The 21,275-nt window shown below is 42.6% G+C and carries 18 protein-coding genes; 4 read left to right on the top strand and 14 right to left on the bottom strand.

The genetic code is table 11. The annotated features are described in order from the left end of the window. Window positions 1-98 precede the first annotated feature (98 nt). Entirely contained in the window at window positions 99-257 is a 159-nt protein-coding gene (locus tag PP2015_RS21965; RefSeq protein ID WP_157599116.1) for a hypothetical protein, read from the bottom strand. Between the two features lie 369 nt (window positions 258-626). Here PP2015_RS21965 and PP2015_RS18710 point away from each other — a divergent pair, with 369 nt between their 5' ends. Then, the gene (locus PP2015_RS18710) at window positions 627-1,739 is read left to right on the top strand and encodes an esterase-like activity of phytase family protein (protein ID WP_058032021.1); all 1,113 of its coding nucleotides are present in this window, start codon (window positions 627-629) and stop codon (window positions 1,737-1,739) included. Window positions 1,740-1,877: 138 nt separating this feature from the next. On the opposite strand, the gene PP2015_RS18705 is transcribed toward PP2015_RS18710, so the two are convergent. The 6 genes from PP2015_RS18705 to PP2015_RS18680 all read right to left on the bottom strand — a co-directional run bounded on the left by PP2015_RS18705 (window position 1,878) and on the right by PP2015_RS18680 (window position 7,154). After that, entirely contained in the window at window positions 1,878-2,498 is a 621-nt protein-coding gene (locus PP2015_RS18705) for a DsbA family protein (protein ID WP_058032020.1), read from the bottom strand. 70 nt (window positions 2,499-2,568) lie between these two features. Beyond that, window positions 2,569-3,000, bottom strand: a complete 432-nt coding sequence (locus tag PP2015_RS18700) for a GNAT family N-acetyltransferase (RefSeq protein ID WP_058032019.1) — start codon at window positions 2,998-3,000, stop codon at window positions 2,569-2,571. 28 nt (window positions 3,001-3,028) lie between these two features. Beyond that, on the bottom strand, window positions 3,029-3,754 hold the full coding sequence (locus PP2015_RS18695) for a hypothetical protein (protein ID WP_058032018.1): 726 nt from the start codon (window positions 3,752-3,754) through the stop codon (window positions 3,029-3,031). Further along, window positions 3,751-4,386: a sigma-70 family RNA polymerase sigma factor gene (locus tag PP2015_RS18690; RefSeq protein WP_058032017.1), complete on the bottom strand. Its 636-nt coding sequence runs from the start codon at window positions 4,384-4,386 to the stop codon at window positions 3,751-3,753. Before PP2015_RS18690 ends, PP2015_RS18695 begins: the two co-directional genes overlap by 4 nt. Window positions 4,387-4,407: 21 nt before the next feature. Next, the gene (locus tag PP2015_RS18685; protein WP_058032016.1) at window positions 4,408-6,138 is read right to left on the bottom strand and encodes a vWA domain-containing protein; all 1,731 of its coding nucleotides are present in this window, start codon (window positions 6,136-6,138) and stop codon (window positions 4,408-4,410) included. Between the two features lie 110 nt (window positions 6,139-6,248). After that, complete coding sequence (locus PP2015_RS18680; RefSeq protein WP_058032015.1) at window positions 6,249-7,154, bottom strand: LysR family transcriptional regulator; 906 nt, start codon at window positions 7,152-7,154, stop codon at window positions 6,249-6,251. A gap of 114 nt (window positions 7,155-7,268) precedes the next feature. Here PP2015_RS18680 and PP2015_RS18675 point away from each other — a divergent pair, with 114 nt between their 5' ends. Further along, window positions 7,269-7,751 (top strand): GNAT family N-acetyltransferase, encoded by a 483-nt coding sequence (locus PP2015_RS18675; RefSeq protein WP_058032014.1) that lies wholly within the window; start codon window positions 7,269-7,271, stop codon window positions 7,749-7,751. A 238-nt stretch (window positions 7,752-7,989) separates the two neighbouring features. On the opposite strand, the gene PP2015_RS18670 is transcribed toward PP2015_RS18675, so the two are convergent. The 3 genes from PP2015_RS18670 to PP2015_RS18660 form a co-directional block, all read right to left on the bottom strand. Beyond that, window positions 7,990-9,546 carry an AbgT family transporter gene (locus PP2015_RS18670; RefSeq protein WP_058032013.1) on the bottom strand — a complete coding sequence of 519 codons (1,557 nt, stop codon included), beginning with the start codon at window positions 9,544-9,546 and terminating at the stop codon, window positions 7,990-7,992. A 251-nt stretch (window positions 9,547-9,797) separates the two neighbouring features. Then, window positions 9,798-13,109, bottom strand: a complete 3,312-nt coding sequence (locus PP2015_RS18665; RefSeq protein ID WP_058032012.1) for a S41 family peptidase — start codon at window positions 13,107-13,109, stop codon at window positions 9,798-9,800. Between the two features lie 238 nt (window positions 13,110-13,347). Next, window positions 13,348-14,742, bottom strand: coding sequence for an alkaline phosphatase PhoX (locus tag PP2015_RS18660; RefSeq protein ID WP_058032011.1), 1,395 nt, complete (start codon window positions 14,740-14,742; stop codon window positions 13,348-13,350). A gap of 280 nt (window positions 14,743-15,022) precedes the next feature. Here PP2015_RS18660 and PP2015_RS18655 point away from each other — a divergent pair, with 280 nt between their 5' ends. Continuing rightward, the gene (locus PP2015_RS18655; RefSeq protein ID WP_058032010.1) at window positions 15,023-15,217 is read left to right on the top strand and encodes a hypothetical protein; all 195 of its coding nucleotides are present in this window, start codon (window positions 15,023-15,025) and stop codon (window positions 15,215-15,217) included. Window positions 15,218-15,299: 82 nt separating this feature from the next. On the opposite strand, the gene PP2015_RS18650 is transcribed toward PP2015_RS18655, so the two are convergent. From PP2015_RS18650 to PP2015_RS18635, 4 genes are all read right to left on the bottom strand, one after another. Continuing rightward, a complete protein-coding gene (locus tag PP2015_RS18650; protein ID WP_058032009.1) occupies window positions 15,300-15,755 on the bottom strand; it encodes a GNAT family N-acetyltransferase in 456 nt (151 codons plus the stop codon). 17 nt (window positions 15,756-15,772) lie between these two features. Then, window positions 15,773-16,816 carry a PLP-dependent cysteine synthase family protein gene (locus PP2015_RS18645; protein WP_058032008.1) on the bottom strand — a complete coding sequence of 348 codons (1,044 nt, stop codon included), beginning with the start codon at window positions 16,814-16,816 and terminating at the stop codon, window positions 15,773-15,775. A 118-nt stretch (window positions 16,817-16,934) separates the two neighbouring features. After that, window positions 16,935-19,505, bottom strand: a complete 2,571-nt coding sequence (locus PP2015_RS18640; RefSeq protein WP_058032007.1) for an ABC transporter permease — start codon at window positions 19,503-19,505, stop codon at window positions 16,935-16,937. Next, complete coding sequence (locus tag PP2015_RS18635; protein WP_058032006.1) at window positions 19,496-20,158, bottom strand: ABC transporter ATP-binding protein; 663 nt, start codon at window positions 20,156-20,158, stop codon at window positions 19,496-19,498. Before PP2015_RS18635 ends, PP2015_RS18640 begins: the two co-directional genes overlap by 10 nt. 196 nt (window positions 20,159-20,354) lie before the next feature. Between PP2015_RS18635 and PP2015_RS18630 the strand changes: the two genes are divergently transcribed. After that, window positions 20,355-21,248, top strand: a complete 894-nt coding sequence (locus tag PP2015_RS18630; protein WP_058032005.1) for an alpha/beta hydrolase — start codon at window positions 20,355-20,357, stop codon at window positions 21,246-21,248. Window positions 21,249-21,275: the final 27 nt, after the last annotated feature.

Here is a 21,275-nt window from a genome sequence, read left to right as displayed (position 1 = left end):
TCAATTTAACCCTTTGTCGCATTGGCGACGACAACCAAAGGGCGGCTGCCGCTGGGCGTTCGGGTGCGACCTTCGCTCTGGACTCCCGCGGCGCCCCTCTATCTCGCTTTTTCTTCAAATAATGCAATTGATAAAGGTGCAAAATATACGTTGCGAAGCAAGGTTACTTTTGCGCAAGGTGAATTGAGCAATTCTAACTTTTGATGGGCTTTTAACCTTTCCATCCATGGACTAAACCAGCCTTGTAGCGCATCCATGCGCTGACATTACTCATCAATTGCTTATTTTCAGGCGATATAGAAGGGGGAAAGGAGTTGCCTGTTTGTTCTGAGAAAGAGTTGCATAATGCAATATCTGTCACCAAATAACTCTAGAAAATACATTTCGATAACCGCTGCTTTATCCCGCGTTTACTCTGTAGGTCGTCATTTATGACGACAGGTTTGAAATCTGCCTTCAATTTAACCTTTTTCAGAAATTTCCCCCTGAAGTTTCTGTCTGCACCATGCCTCCACTTCCTCGCGTTGCAAAACTGCGTTTCTGTCACTCCTCACCCAAAAAAGATGCAATCTGAACTTCAGCCACGTATATTCGTCGTTTAGATTTTTATTCAACACTGTAAAACAATGCGCAATTTAATATTTTCAGCTTTCGCGTTATCGGCAACGCTTTCTACAAATGCTTTTGCACACACAGCCCCTATCAAACTTAACTTTCTCGACGAATACATAATCCCTGCAGAGCTGAGCGTTGATGGTGATAAAGTTGGTGGTTTATCGAGTATTGAGTTCGTTAACGACAAGTATTTAATGATTGCTGATGATTATGAAAAGCCACGCTATTTTCAGGCCAAAATCAGTATCAAAGGTACTGAGATAGAAAACACGAAAATCAGCAATATTACGTTCGAAAAGTCATTACCGCTAATGGGCAATAAATCGAACAAGCGTGTTGTCGACCCTGAAAGCTTAATTCCTGCCCCTAAGCAAAACAGTATCGTTTGGACCAGTGAAGGCAGTGTGAAATACAACAAGCCGCCAGCCATTTTTATGCAATCACTCGAAGGTGACATAGACCAAACTCAAACTATTTTTACGCTACCAAGCATGTTTAACATCGGCAAAAACACCGGCCCACTTCATAACGCGGTGTTTGAAGGTGTGACACTCGATATGTCGGGTAAAGGTATTTGGGTGTCGATGGAAGGTGCGCTAAAGCAAGATGGTGAAGAAGCTACCTTAAAACACGGCAGCATGGTGCGTATTTCACACTTTGATTTTGCCAGCAAGCAAATGCAAAAACAGTTCGCCTATTATGTTGAACCACTGGTAGACCGCAAAGGCGCTAAACCCGATGCATTCCGTACCACAGGTTTAGTTGAGATCTTACAAATCAGCGAACACCACTTTTTAACCATGGAGCGCTCTTATACTTCAGGGTTAAAAGACGGTGGCAATAATGTGAGTATTTACTTAATCGATACACACCACGCAACTGATACATCGAACATTACTTCTTTAAAAAACCAGTCGTTTAAAGCCGCGAAGAAAACCTTGGTATTAGATTTAGCAACAATCACTGACAAGTTAGGTTCGAAGCAGATTGATAACTTGGAGGGTTTAACGTTTGGCCCGACATTAGCGAATGGTAATCGTAGTTTGCTGATGGTGGCGGATAATAATTTTAATGTGCATGGCCCGCAATTGAATCAGGTGTTGTTGTTTGAGGTTAAGGATTAACGTGCAAAATACACGTTGCGAAGCAAGGTTATTTTTGCGCAAGGTGAAATGAGCAGTTTTAAATACTGTTGTGGAGTACTCTATCGGTATTTGTGTAGGTCGTGCTTTAGCGCGACCTACACACGAAAACTCACCTTGCTATGCAATGTTGTTTTTGCACTTATCAAATCTCTCTTCTAAATCCCCTACCTCACAAAACCCCAACGCCAAAGCAAACGCTTCATTATTATCATTCACATAAAACAACGCCGGAAAACCACTCACTCTGAGCTGTTGAACCAAACCCAAATGCTGCTGTAACTGACTTTCAGTTTCAGCGGATAACAACACTTTTTCAAACTCAGCACCATCCAAACCTAAGCTTAACGCACATTCAACAAGTGTTTGTTGTAAAGACGGGTTTTGTGCTTTTTGGTAATACGCAGATTGAATGGCTTTAACCATGAGCTCTGCACTGTTGGGGCTTAAGGTTTCTGCTGCTATCACGGCGCGACACGCCGGATAGGTAGAGCGATATGGGGTGTTTAACTGCCAGTAATCATGATTAAAGCTCACTTGCGTGCGTTGTTCAATTTGCTGCCAGTAGCTGGCAATTGCAGTGCGCAAGCTTTCATCCATTGGTTGGTCGTTATCAGGGGCGAGCCCGCCCATGATCCAGTCAACTTTAATCTCTGGGTGCTGCTTTAAAAATGCCGCAAGCTCAGGCGCAAAGCCATAACACCAAGCGCACATGGGGTCGACCACATAAATAAACCGCATTGTTTTTACTTTCCTTTTAGCTTTTTATCTGGATTTTTAACTTAGAAGACAGTGTTCGAGTCGGTAAAGATTAAAACACTTTCTCAAAGCGTATCTTGTTGTCGAGTGACGTATCACCCGACTCAATATCAATGATGTGGTAATGGTTTTTCACTAACATGGCGAGCATAGCTCGAAAGCGGTTCATGGTTTTAACCTGTACCGCTTTATAATTTTGCGCTTTTAACCAAGTTTCTTGCTCGTTGAGCATTTTCTGTGCGAGACCATGCCCTCTATGCTCAGGCATTACTGCACCTAACCAGCTATAAAAAACCGTGTCACTCAGCGCATAACCCAATTTATATCCCACAGGTTGCTCGTTGTGATAAGCCACCAGCAGTAAATAGGATTTATCTGCTAGCCTTTGCTTTATGATTTCTAGCGTTTTTGGTGTGCCAAACTCAGGAATATTGATTTCTATAGCCAGAATATCGCTGAGTTGACCTTGTTTAATTTCGTACATATTTGTTCTTCGATTAAAACCACAATCTTTAATTCTTATCTTTCGATTTATCGTCTGATTTTGACGACGTTTCTGGGCGCTCAATTTTGCCACTTTTTAAAAGCGCTTGATATAAGTCTTCTAATGGCTCTGGAATATCATCATGATATTCAGGCTTCTCTTTAAGTAGCTTAATTAATGCGCTTTGGGCACCTGCTTCATCTTTGTTTTCTAGCTTTGCCAAAATATCTTTAAACTTGCCGTTTGGCTTAGCATTTGGCTCAGACAAATTAATGCCATACATAACTGGTGAGACAGCCTGAACAGCTCGCGCTTTTTGCTCTGGCACTGCGCGCCCAATTCTCGCGCCAGTGACTTCTATTCGTTCCATTTGCACGTCTTCAGCTAGTATTTCTACTCGCTCAATTTGTGATGTGCTTTCTTGTGCTTGCTTCGCTTTTGGCATCGCAGGCACTTCAACTGATTCAACTGAAACTAACATAGGATCTTGGTAATACTGCCAAGGTGCTAACACGGCAACGGTGACGATGGCGGCTGCGAGCCCTGAATATTGCCACCACCTGCTTGAGGTTTTTGTTGCTTTTCGCGCTCGCGCTTTACTCTCTAAACCTACGTTATCGATACTTCTATTTTCACCATTAACGGCATCTGCTGCACGCGCTAAAATAGCGTCATCGATATGTTTAGGCGGCATTGCATCGTTATTTTGCTGATAAAGCTTAATGAGTTCGTCATCACTAGATTGCTTATTCATGCTTGCCGTGTGCCTCCTGTTTCTGATGCGTCTACTTTACGATGCAAACAATCTCGTAGCTGTGACATGGCATAACGTAATCGCGTTTTCACGGTTTCGGGTTTTGCCTCAACAATTTCGCATACTTGGCTTGCGCTAAATCCTGCTTCATGGCGCAACAAAAATGCGTCTCTTTGCTGTGGTACCAGTAACTCAACACAGTGTTTAATCGCCCGTTGCAAAAAGTCATTATGTATCTCGCTTTCGTGATTGTCTTGGCTTGAATTTAGCACTTCAGGTGACGCACTATCGTTACTATTAAGCGCCTCATCAACAAGCGTTAGATGCTCACCGCGCGCGGTGTGTTTTCTGTGTTCATCAATCAACAAATTATGGGCGATGCGGTAAAGCCAAGTGCTGAACTTAGCCTCAACCGTATAACTGGCCCGATTATCGATGACTCTAAGCCACACTTCTTGAAATAGCTCTTGAGCTTTAGCCTGATGCTTTGCACCCAATTGACGACATATATAACGATACATTGGCCCTTTATGTCGGCCGTATAACTCGGCAAAGGCAGCTTGGTTGCCTTTGCCATAGCTGAGCATCAGAGCTTCGTCCGTGTCTGATTGTAATTGCGCGATTTGAGTCATAAATATTAGAGTTTCTATGTGTTACATTGCACTGGCCAATTCGACCAAGTTAACAAATTCACCGCGATAGTTAAACGGATCATCCCCTCTATTTGCGCGCGCAATATTGGCAATATCTTGATAGTTCATGTCACCAAGGTACTGGCTGTGTTTTAGCTTTTGAGCAAATGCTGCCACTGAGGTTGCAAATTTAAAGTCGGAGCTGGCGCTATTAAAGTCTGGTAACACCTGCTGTTTATTGACCACTTGGCTGATCAGTTTACTCTCAGTGTCGCCCGGTAATTTATAACGAATTTTCACATGAAGTAATTCATCACTGGTATTGACCATTTTCTTTTGCTGGTAACGCAGTTCATCTACTTGCCCTTTATTACCTGCTAAAGTCACTTCGTACAATGCAGTTACGGTATGGCCTACCCCAATTTCACCGGCATCGACTTTATCGTTATTAAAGTATTCGTCTTTTAATAAGCGATTTTGATAACCGATCAGACGATATTCTTTAACCTGAGCGGGGTTAAACTCAAGTTGAATTTTGACATCATTGGCGATGCTTTGCAGTGTGCCACTCATCTGTCTTAACAAGACTTTTTGTGCTTCATGAAGAGTATCAATATAAGCGTGATTACCATCACCTATGTTGGCTAATTGCTCCATCATGGCGTCATTGTAATTGCCTCGCCCAAAGCCTAATGTAGTTAACGAAATACCTTGCTTGCGCTCCTCTGCGATCAAGTCTTTTAACGCATCTATGCTTGTGGTGCCAACATTAAAGTCACCATCAGTGGCTAAAATCACCCGATTAACACCGCCCTTAATAAACGCCTTTTTCGCTTCTTGATAAGCCATTTTGATACCACTCTCACCATGCGTGCCGCCCCCTGCTTTGAGCTCTTTTAAGGCATTTATGATGGTTTGCTTTTCTTTGCCTTTAGTAGGACTTAACACTACCTGCACATTACCGGCATAAGTCACTAAACTCACGGTATCGCGGGCTGATAACTGCTTTACCATCATGGTTAGGCTTTGCACCAATAAAGGCAGTTTATTTTTGTCGTGCATCGACCCCGACACGTCCACTAAAAACACTAGATTCGATGGTTTTCTTTCACTTGCCGGTAAGTCATAACCTTGCAGGCCAATACGCAAAATATGGCGTTCATCATTCCAAGGGGCTGGGGCCAACTCTGTAAAAGTCGCAAACGGCTGCGATTTGTCTTCTGGCACGTTGTAGTTGTAATCAAAGTAATTAATAAAGGCTTCTTCACGTACAGCATCAGTCGGTGGCAATTGCCCCATACTTAAATAGCTGCGAATATTGGCGTAGCTGCCCGTGTCTACATCCACTGAAAAGGTCGATAAAGGCGTGGTTGCGGCTTGAAATACCCCATTGCTGTCGCTCGGCAGGTAATTATCGCGATCCTCAGGATGAGCAAAAAACTCAGGGGCTGGCGGTGCAATTCTTTTTCGCATTGCAGGCGGGGCCATTAAAGGCTGTGGTTGACCAATCTGCATATATTCAACCGCAGTACCCACTGCTGCGCCATCGCCTTCTACCTCTGTAATCCGACTCCCCGTCACCATAATTTTTTCTACGGCTTCTTGATCTGATTTACGTTCTTGTTGTGCTTTTTCTTGGTTTTTTTGCGCCGTTTGTTCACTCTTGTTGTCTTGGTTCGAGCAGCCAGTGATTAACAAAGAACTAAACAAAGCGCCAAGGGTTAATGCAATTAAAGTTTTGTTGGTTTTCATATTCAGTCTCTTTTTATAGAAGGTTTACTGCTATAAACGGACGACTATGAATTAGGGGGTGAAATATTTTTAAAGTTTTTTCACCCCAGCTTTTTCTGTTTTGATTAGGCCTATAAAAACAGGCCTTTAACTTGCTCTACAAACCATCTATTGGCCTGGTTACTGGCTTTTAAAGGGTGCCAATAAAGCTGTAAATGATAGTCAGGCACCGTGATTGGTGGTGGAAGTCGTGTTAGTTTCTGTCCTTGCTGTACTTGTTTGGCAACTTGGGTCGGCAAAGTTAATAAATACTCGCTGCCTGCCAATAGGTGCGGGGCTACAAGTACACTGGTTTGCTGACACGCAACATGACGCGTATGACCTAAATTCGCTAATACTTGGTCGACAATACCTTGTGACTCTCCCCAAGATGCGATGCGTATATGTTGTTCCTGTAAAAATTGCTCAAAAGACAAGGCTTTTTTTATTCTCGGGTGCGCTTTACACACTAAGGTACTGTAACTGTCGCTGAACCACGCAAGCTGTTCCACACCTGCTTGCGGGTGTTCGTCATGCTGAAAGCCCAACACGAAATCTAAGTTTCGCTGCTCCAACTGCTCTTTAATTGGTAAAGGACTGGCTGGCAAGATCTCAATCTGAATATGCGGCGCTTGTTTGGCAAAGTGCCGAGTTAATTTAGGCAAAAAACAAAACTCAGTGTAATCGGTCGCGGCGATACGGAATGTTTTCTCACTGTGGCTTGCGTCAAACCCGCTTGCTTGACCTAAGCCTAGCTCTAGTAACGGCAAGGCTTGCTTTACATACAAGGCTAATTGTTCAGCTCTTTCAGTCGCCTGCATTTGATTATTCACTCGAATAAATAAAGGGTCGTCTAGACGTTTTCGGAGCCTTGCTAAGCCATGACTAAACGCAGACTGACTTAAATATAACGACTCTGCTGCCTTTGAGACCGACCGATATTTATAAAGCTTATCGAACAGCAGTAATAAATTGAGGTCAAACTGTTTGAGATCCATAAACCTGCACCATATTCATTTAACTATGAACATTATGCACTGGTTTCATTATCTTGTTCGGTTAATATATTAAAAAAGTAGATACCGAGCGAATACGCTCTAAGAGGAAGCGCTATGTCACAACTTACCATTCGACCAGCAGAAGTCACCGACATCGACACCATTTTATATTTCATTAAAGAGCTCGCCATTTATGAAAAAGCAGAGCATGAAGTGCTAGCCACACCAGAAACCATTAGGTCGAGCATGTTCGCAGAGCACAGTGGTGTGCATGGTTTAATTTGTGAATTAGACGGTGAAGCCATTGGTTTCTCGGTGTATTTTTATAACTATTCAACTTGGCTAGCAAAGCCAGGTCTTTATCTTGAAGATTTATACGTGTCACCAGAACACCGAGGCAAAGGTGCAGGTATTGCACTACTAAAACGTTTAGCACAAATCGCCGTTGAAAAAGGCTGTGGCAGATTTGAATGGAGCTGTTTAGATTGGAATACGCCATCACGCGAGTTCTATGAATCATTGGGCGCTGAGCCACAACATGAGTGGATTGGTTACCGCATGAGTGGTGAAACACTGGTTAATTTTGCTGAGAAATAATAAAACATAGCTCGGCATAAAGCCGCGCCTACAGATTGAGTTTGAGAAACACACTGCTTTGTAGGCGCGATTTTATATCGCGCAGAATAGATAAACTGGATGACTAAGATGTGTCGCGCTAAAGCACGTTCTACACAACTATAGAGCGCGGTTTAAAACCGCCGCACGTAACAGCGGTTAAACTCGCTTATTTCACCTTGCGCAAAAGTAATCTCGCGGAGCGAGATGTATTTTGCACTTAAAACCCAAACGGGATGTTGAACGTGAAGAACGCGATTAATAAGCCAGTCCAGAACACTAAGAAGGTCAGCGAGTAAGGGATCATCATTGTGATTACATCACCGAAACTGAGGTTTTTATTGTACTTACGCATAAACGCTAAAATAACACCGGCATACGTCATCATCGGAGTAATGATGTTTGTAGAAGAGTCTGCAACTCGATACGCAGCTGCGACAAGTTCTGGCGTCATGGCTGGGTTTACTGCATACAGCATAGGTACGAATATTGGCCCCAATAGCATCCACTTTGATGTTAGGCCACCAACGAATAAGTTAATCAGTGCTGTGGTTAATACAAAGCCAATGATCAACATAATTGGAGAATCTTGTAGGCCCATCGCAGACAAACCACTTGCGCCTAAATAAGTGATATATGTACCTAAACCTGAGTAACCTAAAATACCTAAAAAGTTATAACAGAAGAAGGTAAGTACTAAGATGTAACCCATGGTATTCATTTGCGCGACCATGGCTTTTACAACGTCCATCAGGCTTTTGAATTTACCGGTTGCGACACCGAAAGCAGCACCTACTGAGGTAAAAATAAAGGTGATCAACAAAATTACATTATTTAGGTAAGGTGTCACGGTTTTTCCCGCGTCATTTTCGTATGGAGCTAGCGGCCCTAGCGCCAATAAAACTACCACGCCAATTGAAGCAAGCAGACCCCAAAATGCAGCTCGAAGGCCTTTCTTCTCATCTTCGGTCACTGAGAAATCAGACAAGTCCATGCCCTCAGGCAGGTCATAAGGCATGTCTTTAAACTTAGGCTCGATGAATTTTTTGGTTACCCAAGCACCTAAACCCACCAGCATAAAGGTCGAAACAAAAATAAAGTAGTAATGCATGGTTGCTGGCGTAAGCGCACTGCCATCTGCCGCTTGGAAAGGTATGCCTTGAGATTCAGCAAAGATCTGTGCATTCAAACCAATGATCACATCCACTGGCGTGGCTGGGATTAAGTTGGCACTAAAGCCCGCTGATACACCGGCAAATGCCGCCGCCATACCTATCATCGGGTTTTTACCAAGACCAGCATATAAAAGACCGGCCAAAGGAATAAGAATAAGGTAGCCCGCATCGGTTGCGATTGAGCTCATGATCCCTAAAAAGATAAGCGCTGGCGCTAAGAACTTCTCGTTTAAACGTGTGCCAATTTTCTTGATAAGGGCATTGAATAAACCAGAGCTTTCAGCCACCCCTACACCTAGCATCACGATTAAGATAACCCCTAATACGCCACCACCAAAACCGAGCCAGTTATTTAGCAAGGCATTATCAAATACCCAACGGACATGTTCGGCTTCTGTCATTTTTTTGATGGTATGGGTTATTGCGCTGCCATCGGCGCTTTGCGTTTCGAACGTTAAACCGCCTATTAATGCGGTTAAGGCAAATACGAATACCAAGAACCACATAAAAATAATGATGGGATCGGGTATTTTTTTACCTGCCTTTTCTATAAATGCGATAATACCACCGCTGCTCGGTTGAGCTACTTCACTTGTCGACACCTTTTTACTTCCTATTTTGTTATTTTATTCATGCTCGTCATTAAGCATTAACCTACTTAGAGCAGTAATAGCGCAAATAGTTTAATGATTTTGTCACAAATCAGAAACAAACAAGATGAAGCCACCTAAAAATGAGATAACATAACAATTTCAAACTCATTCTCTGAGAAATTAACTTTCAACTTTGCAAAGAAAAGCGGCTACTTCCTGTGAAGTAGCCGCTTTTATTATCGATTTACATCAAACTTAATTTATGGTTTTACCGCTGGGGTTGAGTACTTAGGCGGTTTAATATCAAGTGGCGACTTGCCTTCAAGCTCTTTCATTAGCTCTGATACTGCGCGCTCTAGCTGAGGGTCTTTACCTTGCGAAAGCGAACGAGCATCTTGATATACCTTAATATCAGGTGCGATACCCTTGTTTTCACCTACCCACTCATTGTTGATAGGGTCAAACACGGCATTATCCGGAGCAGTCAGTGCGCCACCATCAACGAGTGGATAATGCACCGATGATTTCACTACGCCCCCCCAAGTTGTTGCACCAATCAGCTTACCCACTTTTTGCTGTCTGAACGCCCATGGGAAATAGTCACCACCCGAACCTGCTAGTTCATTGATAAGCAGAGCTTTGGGCCCTTTTATACCCGCAGGTAATAGCATAGGTTTGCCATTAGGTACTTCATTGGTGATCGCCGCACGGAGCTTGCGATTCATTAAATCAACCATGTAGTCATCTAATAAGCCACCGCCATTAAAGCGCTCATCAATCACCGCGCCCATTTTGTCTTGTTGTGCAAAGAAGTAACGGTTAAATGAAGTGAAACCAGGTGTTGAAGTATTTGGCACCCATACATATGCAAGTTTACCGTCTGACAACTTATTAACTAAGCGACGGTTGTCTTCAACCCAAGCTCGCTGACGAAGGCCATACTCACTCGAAATCGGCTCGACAATCACTTGATGCGCCCCTTCATAGTCTGGCTTGTCGTTTACTTTCAAGGTCGTTTGTTTACCCGCGGTGCCGTCTAATAGCGCATAAGGGTTATCGTTTGCTGTAAGCGGCTGGCCATTAATCGAAACGATATATTGCTGCTCTGCCACTTTTAGATTTGGCTGATCAAGTGGACCTTTTAGTTTCGGGTTCCAGCTTTCTGAGGTATAAATTCGGTCGATTTTCCAATAACCGTTATCTTGAACTAAGTCTGCACCCAATAGACCCGCTCGACGTTTTTCAACATCTGGCATATCACCACCGAATACAAAGCTGTGACCAACAGACAGCTCACCGTTAACCATATCAAGTAAATAGTTTAAGTCCGAGCGGTGTTTAACATGCTCAACTAGAGGCTCGTAACGGGAGAACACTTCATCCCAATCACGACCATGCATATCAGGATCGTAGAAGTAATCACGTTGATAACGCCACGCTTCAACAAACATCTGACGCCATTCAGCTTGTCGGTCTAAACGCGTTTCTAAATCAACTTTAAGTGGCTTACCAAGCTTTACAGATGGTTTAGTTGCATCGACCACATGCCAACTGCGACCTTTTTTAACAATTAGCTTTTTGGTATCAGCAGAAATGTTCACATCGCTGATACCACTGACATATGGCTTAGCTTCACGTTTTTTAACGCTGTATTTATGCAGTGAGAACGACCAACCCTTATCGGCACGTTTAGCAAAGAACACACTGCCTTTTGGCCCATGTATCACACCGCTATAACGGCCTTCTGGCATAGGTAGTGGCATAATGCGACGTTCAATGCTATCGAAGTCTATGCTGACAACGACGCCATCTTTCTTTTTGTCTTTGCCTTCTTTTTTCTTAGTCGCATCTTTTGGTTTATCTGAAGACTCAGCTTTATCAGCCTTTTTATCTGCATCTGCTTTACCTTCGTCAGGCTTTGCCTCTTTTTTCACCTTTTCTTCATCGCTACGCAGCGCAAAAGGTGAATCTAGATCTTTGGCAAGATTGATAATATAAGGCGCATACTCATGATCTGCCGACATTGAGCTGGTATTTGCCCAACCACTGTCTAGGCCATAATCAGTACTGGCTAAGAAAAATAAATGTTTACCACTTTGATCCCATGCAGGCGAAACCGAGTTAGCCATACGATTTGTAATAGCACGGCTTTGCCCTTCTTCTAAAGACCAAACTTTGATTTGTTTAAAGCCATTATCAGCTTGCTTGGCATACGCTAACCATTTTGAGTCGGGTGCCCAAGTTAAACCTGTGCGACCACGTTCTAAATTGTTACCGCCGACATCAATGGTTTTAATCGTTTCTGACTCTAAATCAACTAAACGGTAACGCACATCGTCATCCACAAAGGCAATGTACTTTCCATCTGGTGACCACTGCGGTTCCCAAGCCATTTTCGATTCACCAATAGAAATGGTTTTACGCTCACCCATACCATCTTGGTTTTGTAGCACTAATTTATAACCTTGCTCACCCTCATCAGAGAACCAAGCTATTTTATCGCCTTTTGGTGACCAGATTGGCGCTCTATCGGCTGAGCTATGATCTTTGGTTAAATTACGCGTTGAGCCATGCTCGACAGGCACTGTGAATATTTCACCACGTGATTCGAATAACGCGCGTTTGCCTGAAGGCGATAAAGAGGCATTTTTAGCGCTTCTTGCAACATTTTGCCACTTAGTTTCTGCCCATGGGAAGTCGGCTTGAATGTTAATGTCGAGCTTTTTAGCACGCTTGCGCTTTACATTATAAGTATACAAATAGCCGTCTTTTTCAAACGCTAATTGCTTACCATTGCTGGCAAGTTGCTTAATGTCACCGCCTTTAAATTTGGTAATTTGTTTGGTCTTTTTGCTTTTTGGGTCATATTCCCAAATATTCGATACCCAATCTCTATCTGACAAATAATACACTTTGCCTTTAAGCCATACCGGCTCAATATCTGTTGACGTGTCGAAGTGAGGTAGTTGGGTTTCTTCTTGTGTTTCTAAGTCAAGTAACACAAGTGGGGTATTCTGGCCGCCTTTGTAGTTACGCCACTCGGTATCCCAGCGACTCATACGGTCAATAATGAGTTTGTCACCGTCTTTAGAAAATGCGCCATTAAAGCCCCATTGATGCGTGACAAGTTCTGGTGCTCCGCCATCGACAGACACGGTCCATAAACGTTCATATCGCTTTGGTGCTGTACCTCGTGAAGAAGCAAATAACACCTTTTTGCCATCTGGCGTCCAGCCTCTTACATACGCATTGTTTGCATGCCAAGTGAGACGTTTTGGCTCTCCACCCTCAACGGGCACAATGTAGACGGATTGCTGACCATTTCGATTAGAGCTAAATGCAATGGTCTCACCATCAGGTGATAAATGTGGTTCAGTCTCAACTGCTTGCGTACTTGTAATACGCTTAACGTTTTCACCGTCAAGGTCCGACACCCACACATCTCCACCATAAACAAACCCGATATGAGAATCGCTGAGCGTCGGTTGTCTTAACAATCGAGTTTCATCTGCGGCACTGGCTGAAAAAGCACTGATCACGCCCAGTGCAACGGCTGAAATAATATTCTTCATTGTTATATTTCTCTATTTTCCTTATTGCTTGTTACCTAACAGAGTAAAAAATTATAATTTTTAGACAGTTAGCTACATATTGATGCTAACACAAAAGCCCATACCAGGAACAAGCTGTGTCAAATGCCAAATAATTAAACAAGCACAAAATTAGAATTGGAAGGAAGCAATTGTAATAAATTGCTTCCTTAAGTCCTTAGTCCACTTAAAACTCTAGAATTTTAAGCATAAAAATTGGTTAGGCTTTCTGTGTTGAAAACTGCTCCCAAGGGCCTGTAATAGCGAGGGTTTTGGTCGGAGAGTAAAGATTTACAAATAATGTTTTTCCATCATGAGAGAAACACGCACCTGCAGGCTCTGTTTGAATGTGAAGTTTTGCAAACGGATACACTGCCCCTTTTGGTGTCACCCCTCTTAAAAAGTTTCGAGTTACATCTGTGTATTGGTCTTCACACACCAATAAATGGCCTTGTGGAGTTACTGTTAAGTTGTCACCAAAGTTATACTGACTACCATCAGTACTCTCAACAAATAGCTGTAATAAGCCTGGGTGCTGAGATTCTTGTGCTGTGCCTTCAAAGGCTGATGGCTGGTATCGCATTACTTGGCCAAACTGTTTTTGCCCCCCATTGGTACAGCAGAAATACAGCTCATTGGTGCCAAAATGAATGCCTTCACCGCGTGCAAACAGCGCTGCGCCCGCTTCATAACCTTGCGCGCGCAAATCATCATTAGGACTTTCAGGATTTGAGAGCGTGATCCATTCAACTTCTAACCAATCACCCAATGCCATATTATTTTCAGCCCAATTTCGAGTATCAAACTTTGGTTTTTGCTTAACGACAAGGGCTTGTAATGCTCCCCCTTCACTTAACTGGCCTTTTACTTTTGGAATAAAGCGATAAAGTAGACTATCGCCCCTGTCTTCTGTCAGATAAATAATGCCGGTTCTTGGGTCGACAGCTGCTGCTTCATGGTTAAAACGACCCATAGCGACTAATGGTTTAGGCTCTACCAACCCATTCGCCTCTGCGGGTACTTCAAAAATATAACCATGGTCTTTTGAGATGTTGCCATCGGGACGATCGACTGACTCTTCACACGTTAGCCAAGTGCCCCAAGGCGTTGTACCACCCGCACAATTTCTGATAGTGCCGATCAGGCTCATGTATTGCTTTTCTAATTCTTGCGTTTTTAAGTTGTAAACCAGTGTTGAAGTGCCGCCCGGTAAAGCTGTACCAGACTTTAAATTGTCGTAACTTTTATTCGATTGGAAAGATTGCCATGGCGCTGCAGATTTCTTTATGTGCTTTTGAGCCAACTCGTGATTACGAATCAAAGCAACACGGTCTTCATCTAATTTGATACACCCCATACCATCTGCATTGTCAGGTACTGGCATACCATCATCCATTTTATCGCCGAGTTGTGAGATCACTCGATAACTAAAGCCTGGCGGCAAGTCTAAGATGTTATTTTTGTCGGAAACTAAATCGCCATAACCTGATGACAACGGCATGTCAGCCAAAGCCACACTATTGCCTTCTTTGCTGCGACAGCCCATCATATTGACGGTTAACCCCGAAAAAGCCAATGCCGCAGCACTGAATGTAAATTGTCTACGTGAGACCATTACTTCCCCCCAAATTTAAATTCGTACAATTACTCTAACCACAATTGTGATAATGTAACAAAAGCATTCATTTATCAATATTGTTTTATTTCTTAAATTGAGTTTAGAGATGTTATATGCAAAGCATATGAAAAGAATCGAATTTTATTTTGATTTCGTCAGGTTAGATTTTATAGATGAGGTGTGAACATTGAGATAAAATTGCTTGGTCTGTGCTGCTGCCATTGTGAGATACAATAAAACAGCACTTTTTATTCGTGCTTAATAACTTGAGGTCATCATGTTTACTGATACGCTTTTAACGATTTTAGTTATCTACTCTTTTGCTTTTTTCATTACTGGTATTTTGATGATTATTTTAGAACCAAAAGGTGACGAAACGCGCTACCAACAAAAGGTAACTGAATACACTATGTTGGCGATTGGCTCAGTTGCCACTTTGGCATTTTCATTATTTGGCCTGACTAGTTTATAAATAATTAGGCTCATAAAAGGTCGAGCGTGTTATAAGCACTGTATTGAAAAAACAAATCACGAAGTCAAACGCGCTCTAAACTTTATGCACATTCAAGCTTCATTTCGACCAATGAAGGTGTAAAACCCAACTTTTGATAAGCATTAATTGCGGCTTGATTTTCGGCATACACATCTAAGTAGAATATATTTACACCATGTGCTCGCCCCCAGCCCATTAGCGCATCCATGACCAGTCTATTTAAGCCTCGACCACGAAAGTCTGGTGCAACATACATAAAACCAAGGTAGCCGTGTTGTTCATGAGACAATGACTGTTTACTTGCTCTAATCTGAATATAGCCAGTCGCAATGATCTGATCTTTTTCTTCAAGCACGAGAACTTGGCTGCTTGTTTCACTTATCAACGCCGGTAAATCATAATACGTCGCGTTATTCGCTTTAATATGACTGTTGTAGGGTCTTTCAGCCTCAACGACGGCTTGCTCTAGTTGTAGTAAATCGTTTATATCATCCTGAGTCGCGATTCTTAAATGCATCTGTTTACTTCTTATTTTTAGTTAAATTGAGCCAAAAATTTATCAAACTGGCTGTAATCGCCAATGTTCTCATCAACCCACTGATCATCATGGTAAGTATTTAAATACCTTTCGCCGCTGTCGCATAAAAGCGTCACGATTGCACCTGACTGCCCCTGTTGTTGCATTTCTAATACTTTATTCAACACGCCAAACATATTGGTCCCTGATGAAGGCCCCACACGCTTACCTAGTTTTTTACTGAGCCAATGCATGGTGGCAATACTGGCGGCATCTGGTACTTTTTGCATCTCATCTACCACCCCTGCAATAAAAGAAGGTTCAACTCGCGGTCTGCCAATACCTTCAATTCGACTGCCTCGACCGAGCGTGATGCTGTTGTCACGGGTTTGAAAGTAGTCATAAAACACTGAGTGTTCAGGGTCTACAACCAATAAGTTTGTATCGTATTTTTGAAAACGTAAATAACGTCCAAGCGTCGCTGAAGTGCCTCCGGTCCCCGGACTCATCACAATCCAACTTGGTATAGGATGAGGCTCATCTTGCATTTGTTTAAAGATACTTTCTGCAATGTTGTTATTACCGCGCCAGTCCGTCGCACGCTCGGCATAAGTAAATTGGTCCATATAATGGCCATTTAACTCATTGGCTAAACGCTGCGACTCGCTGTAAATTTGATCTGTTTGTTCAACCAAATGACAGCGACCACCATAAAACTCAATCTGTTTGATTTTTTCATGTGCCGTAGACTTTGGTACAACAGCAATAAAATCAAGACCGAGTAACTTTGCAAAATAGGCTTCCGAAACAGCAGTGCTACCAGATGAAGACTCTATGATGGGGGTATTTTCAGTAATATGGCCGTTACATAAAGCATATAAAAATAATGAACGAGCAAGCCGGTGTTTCAAAGAGCCGGTTGGATGTGTACTTTCATCTTTAAGATACAAAAGCACGTCAGGGTGAGACTTAAGATCTAAACGAATTAAATGTGTATCTGCAGAGCGCGTGTAATCTGCTTCAATGGTTTTAATTGCCCAATTAACCCAAGGTCTGTGCATACGATTTCACCTTTAGCTCATCATCTTTTATTGCTTACGTTCACTCTTTAGGAACACACTATCACACAAGAGTGGTGCTTTAGCCAAGCACCACTCTTAGAAAAAGCTTAACAAAATATTACTGCTCTTCGAGTAGCCCCCGTGTTGGTGACTTTAACTGCCTGAGAGACATCACAATACCTGTGATTGCTATCATTGAAGCCATCACTAGAGCCTGCGTTAACACAGCAAAAAAATTTGCTTGATAAGGCATGGCCAACTCATATTTGTAAAAGCTAGCAATTGATAAGTAAACGCACAAGGTGGCAACCAATGCTGGCAACAAAGTAATGATTGCCCATTCATAAAATATCAGTAGCTTTTGCTTTGTTTTATCTATTCCAAATACAGTCAATAAACCATTACGCGCTTTATCTTGCTTTTGATGCACCGAAATTGCAGCCGCTAATAGTAAGTTTGTAAGAAGAGCTATAAATACACTGTAAATCACCACTATCATGATTAAAAAATTCATGTAGAAACGTATATCAGCCAGCATAGTATCCACCGACATCATCCTCATGCTTGGATGTACTTGCCAAACTTGGCCAAGATTTGCGAGCGCTTCATCGCTCAGTTGTGCATCGCCCATATAAAATGTCTCAACATTTGATACAGCATGATTGCTATGTCTAACAAACCAGAAGGTCGTATTACTGCCGCCCGAAACGAAGTCGTGTTTAGCAGCAACAAGCAACTCCACAGACTGTTTACCCATACGCATTTGCAGTACGTCACCCAATTTAAATTGCATGTCTTCAAACACTTCACTTTCAATGGAAACCGGCCACTGATTTGCTTTAAAGACTTGATCACTTTGCCAACTGCCCAATACAATTTCATTATTGCTTGGCACGTTCGCTTGCCAGTGCAGGCGTATCGGTCGTTCTAAACGTGCTGATGACTCACTGGGTTGCAGCCCGGTCTCGTTAAGCTTTACTTGATTGATATGCGTTAGCTGCGCGTATTGAAAGGGGGCGATGTGGTTAATTTGCCCTTGGTATTGGGTTAAGAATTCTTCTAATGCCTGTTGCTCAGTGTTAGTTACTTGGCTTATCACCACATTGCCTTGGTCTTTATAAGTAAGTTGCTCAAGTATATTGGTGACGTCTTGCGTGATCCGCAGTGATAGCAATAACAGAGTCAAGCTCAAGCCTAGGGCAATGATCTGCGCGCCTTTTACGTAAATCCGTTGCTGCATAAGATAAAGTGCAAAACCAAATAGCTGAGCGCGCTTCGATAGCCCCCATTTGCCCAAGCCAAGTACACACCAAGTCAACAAAACTAAACCGAATAAGCAAGCCGCCAGTGTGCCGACGACCATGACGGTTAAAGTCCAATTGTCTGAGTACCATACAATGAGTGCAATAATAGCGACGACAGGCATTATAATCTTGAGCCATTGCTTACGCTCTGGCGCTTGATAGCTCATAAGTAAACGCTTAACCGGTGAAGTGTGTACCGAATACCAAGCTGGTAGAGTGAGTGCAATATAAAGACTGAGTGCGATGGCTATCACCTCTAACAGCGCCGTCCACTGCCAATCAAGCGCAATCACAATGTGGTAATTTTCTAGCCATTGCACCGCAACATAAGTGGTCGCTGTTGCCAATAAAACACTTGGAACTAGGGTAATTGCAGTCGTAAATAACCCCCCAAAAATAACCAACCATTTACTAGCCTGTTTTGCTAAACCATTCGCCATACAAATAGCGCTAAAGGTTTGCAATGGTTTAATGACGTTTTGATTGTTCAGTGCCAAAATGATACTCGCCAAAATCACCAATAACACAGACACTAACCCCATAAACTTTTCGACTCGCTGCCAGCTTTTAGCTAATGGATGATTACCCAAGGTTTGACTGATGAGCGTCGCGCCATCAATGTCATCACTTGCTGAAACTAGGCTTTGTAATTGTGCTTCATCATGTGCCATTAAGTATCGATATGATTTGGCTTCAAGTGTATTGGCTTGAATTAACTTTTTAAGTGAGGCTAAGTGCACCATGGCACGCATATCACTGTTATGCCCCTCACTTAATCTGTCAGGCTCTGAGATTAAATAATGCGTGAATCTAAAGGTTTGCCCCGCAACGTTAATGTCATCATTGATCTTAAGTGACAAAGCTGCGGCTAAGCGTGACTCTAACCAAATCTCATCTTGGCTTGGTCCTTTTGTATACTCTGTTGTAATTAATCCTTGTTTCTCACTCACACCAAGCGTGCCAAGTACTGGATAATTATCGTCAACGGCTTTTAATCTAACTAATTGGGCCAGATGTTTATCAGCGACTTGATGCGTCAGCGTGACATTATAGGTTTGGGTTTCACTAAACTCGTGGCTATGTTGAATAAACGCCGAACGCTGATTTTGATTTAAAGGTTGAAAGGTTTGTACTACCGAGTCAGCACCCAGCAGTTGCTGCAAGTTTTGTTTTAAATACCCTTGTACACCATTGCCAAGCAATGTGGTGAAACTCAAATAGAAGAATAAGATGAACAGCGTGAGTAGTTGAACTAAATTGACGCGTGAGCGAGTTTGCTGCCAATGAAATTGCCAAGACAGTGCCCATAACGACATAATAGAATAGCCATTGCCTGACTCTGGCGCGCGTTTATCTATAAGATTTGAAAGTGCATTTACGAGCATAGCTGCAACCTCCCATGTTCTAGTTTATAAACTGTGTCGAGCTGTTCAGCTAAGGCTTGGTTATGGGTAATTAATACTAAAGTCGCTTTGGTCTCGCGACAGCATTGCAACATCAATTGGCTGATATGCTCAGCGGTTTGCTCATCAAGATTACCCGTTGGCTCATCGGCAAAAATAATTGCAGGTTCAGAGACAAAAGCCCGTGCGATGGCTACGCGCTGTTGCTCCCCTCCACTGAGCTTGCTGACAGAGAAGTCTGCACGCTCAGCAAGACCGACTTTGAACAACCAATTGCGTGCTTTTTCAAATGCCTGTTTATCGCCTTTTAATTTCAACGGCAGTGCCACATTATTCAATGCATCTAACTCAGGAATTAGATGGAATTGTTGGAACACAAAACCACTGTGCTGATTGATATCACCTGAATTAAGCACGACCTGCTGTTTAATAAAAGCCAGTTCACCACTTTGCAGCGGCTCAAGACCTGCCAAAATGCTCAACAAAGTCGTTTTACCACTACCGGATGCGCCCACGATGGCAACTTGTTCAGCTGCTTTAATTCGCAAAGACGCGTCTTCAAGTAGTGCTAAGTTTAAGTCCTTATTAACAGGAATATGGTGTGTCAGGTTCGTTAAGTTGATTGCGATGCCCATGGTGAACTCCGTTTATTTTTATGTCTGGGCTTAGTATTGATGATTGGCTGTGAAAGGAATGTGAAGAAACATTTTCACATATTTGCTTACACCTTTGCTTACAATTTTGATTAGCAAGAATGCAACGATTACTTTTCATGCCCACTGTTTTAAATTAAGTTACCCAATCAGAAACAAGGACTTAGGTATTTAAAGTATGTTTAAAAAAATAAAATCAAATAAGAAATCTTGGCTGTTAGGCTCCGCTTTACTCGCTGCAGTAGGGTTTTCAGGCTTTAAAGCCTATCAATATAACAAATACTATATGTCTGACTTTGAAGACCGCGTGATTGAGTCTCAGGTACTCAATGAGTCTCGAAAAATATTTATCCGCTTGCCCGAAAATTATTCTGCTGATAAACAATACCCCCTCATTATTCGCTCTGATGGCAACTTTAATCTAGCCCGCTGGGACACTGTATTGGATGAGTTTGCCGAGCAAAAAACTTACCCCGAAGCTATTTTAGTGTCTATTCCGAATCAGTTTTGGACCAATACCCGCAACCGAGATTTAGTGCCCCCTTATGCGCGTCGCGATGTAAATATCGAACCTCGCCCTGCAAGCGATAACAACCCTGAAATATTTGGCAAAGCAGACTTGTTCTTGTCATTTATCGAGACCGAAGTGCTGCCCTATATGGATAAACATTATTCTCTCAGTGGCGAGCGCATTTTAAGCGGCTTTTCTGCTGGTGGCAGTTTTGTAATTTACACCATGGTCACCAAGCCCGACTTATTTAACGGTTACTTTGCTTTTAGTCCCGCAGCTTGGTATGACGGCTCTGTGGTTGTTGAACAATTTAGAAAAGACATTCAACAATTAGCTGGAAAACCTAAATTCTTTTATTTATCTCTAGGCGAACAAGAAAAGATCAATGAAATCATGACAGGTGCCTTTAATGGCTTAATTGAAGTCTTAGAGCAAGATGCGCCTGAAAATCTCACTTGGCGGCATAGTTTTAGCCTAGGTGCTGGACACAATGAGAATCCTGTTATGTCAGTCCCCAAAGCGCTGTCTGGCTATCAGGCTTTTAGAACCACACATTTATAAGTCGTTTATTGAGTATAGAGGAGCAAG

Source organism: Pseudoalteromonas phenolica (genome assembly GCF_001444405.1).
GTDB lineage: Bacteria > Pseudomonadota > Gammaproteobacteria > Enterobacterales > Alteromonadaceae > Pseudoalteromonas > Pseudoalteromonas phenolica.
This window is presented reverse-complemented; position numbering and strand designations above follow the sequence as displayed.

Coding starts and splice junctions, on each gene's coding strand:
- PP2015_RS21965 (WP_157599116.1), bottom strand. CDS start 257: ATGGATGCGCTACAAGGCTGGTTTAGTCCATGGATGGAAAGGTTAAAA.
- PP2015_RS18710 (WP_058032021.1), top strand. CDS start 627: ATGCGCAATTTAATATTTTCAGCTTTCGCGTTATCGGCAACGCTTTCT.
- PP2015_RS18705 (WP_058032020.1), bottom strand. CDS start 2,498: ATGCGGTTTATTTATGTGGTCGACCCCATGTGCGCTTGGTGTTATGGC.
- PP2015_RS18700 (WP_058032019.1), bottom strand. CDS start 3,000: ATGTACGAAATTAAACAAGGTCAACTCAGCGATATTCTGGCTATAGAA.
- PP2015_RS18695 (WP_058032018.1), bottom strand. CDS start 3,754: ATGAATAAGCAATCTAGTGATGACGAACTCATTAAGCTTTATCAGCAA.
- PP2015_RS18690 (WP_058032017.1), bottom strand. CDS start 4,386: ATGACTCAAATCGCGCAATTACAATCAGACACGGACGAAGCTCTGATG.
- PP2015_RS18685 (WP_058032016.1), bottom strand. CDS start 6,138: ATGAAAACCAACAAAACTTTAATTGCATTAACCCTTGGCGCTTTGTTT.
- PP2015_RS18680 (WP_058032015.1), bottom strand. CDS start 7,154: ATGGATCTCAAACAGTTTGACCTCAATTTATTACTGCTGTTCGATAAG.
- PP2015_RS18675 (WP_058032014.1), top strand. CDS start 7,269: ATGTCACAACTTACCATTCGACCAGCAGAAGTCACCGACATCGACACC.
- PP2015_RS18665 (WP_058032012.1), bottom strand. CDS start 13,109: ATGAAGAATATTATTTCAGCCGTTGCACTGGGCGTGATCAGTGCTTTT.
- PP2015_RS18660 (WP_058032011.1), bottom strand. CDS start 14,742: ATGGTCTCACGTAGACAATTTACATTCAGTGCTGCGGCATTGGCTTTT.
- PP2015_RS18655 (WP_058032010.1), top strand. CDS start 15,023: ATGTTTACTGATACGCTTTTAACGATTTTAGTTATCTACTCTTTTGCT.
- PP2015_RS18650 (WP_058032009.1), bottom strand. CDS start 15,755: ATGCATTTAAGAATCGCGACTCAGGATGATATAAACGATTTACTACAA.
- PP2015_RS18645 (WP_058032008.1), bottom strand. CDS start 16,816: ATGCACAGACCTTGGGTTAATTGGGCAATTAAAACCATTGAAGCAGAT.
- PP2015_RS18640 (WP_058032007.1), bottom strand. CDS start 19,505: ATGCTCGTAAATGCACTTTCAAATCTTATAGATAAACGCGCGCCAGAG.
- PP2015_RS18635 (WP_058032006.1), bottom strand. CDS start 20,158: ATGGGCATCGCAATCAACTTAACGAACCTGACACACCATATTCCTGTT.
- PP2015_RS18630 (WP_058032005.1), top strand. CDS start 20,355: ATGTTTAAAAAAATAAAATCAAATAAGAAATCTTGGCTGTTAGGCTCC.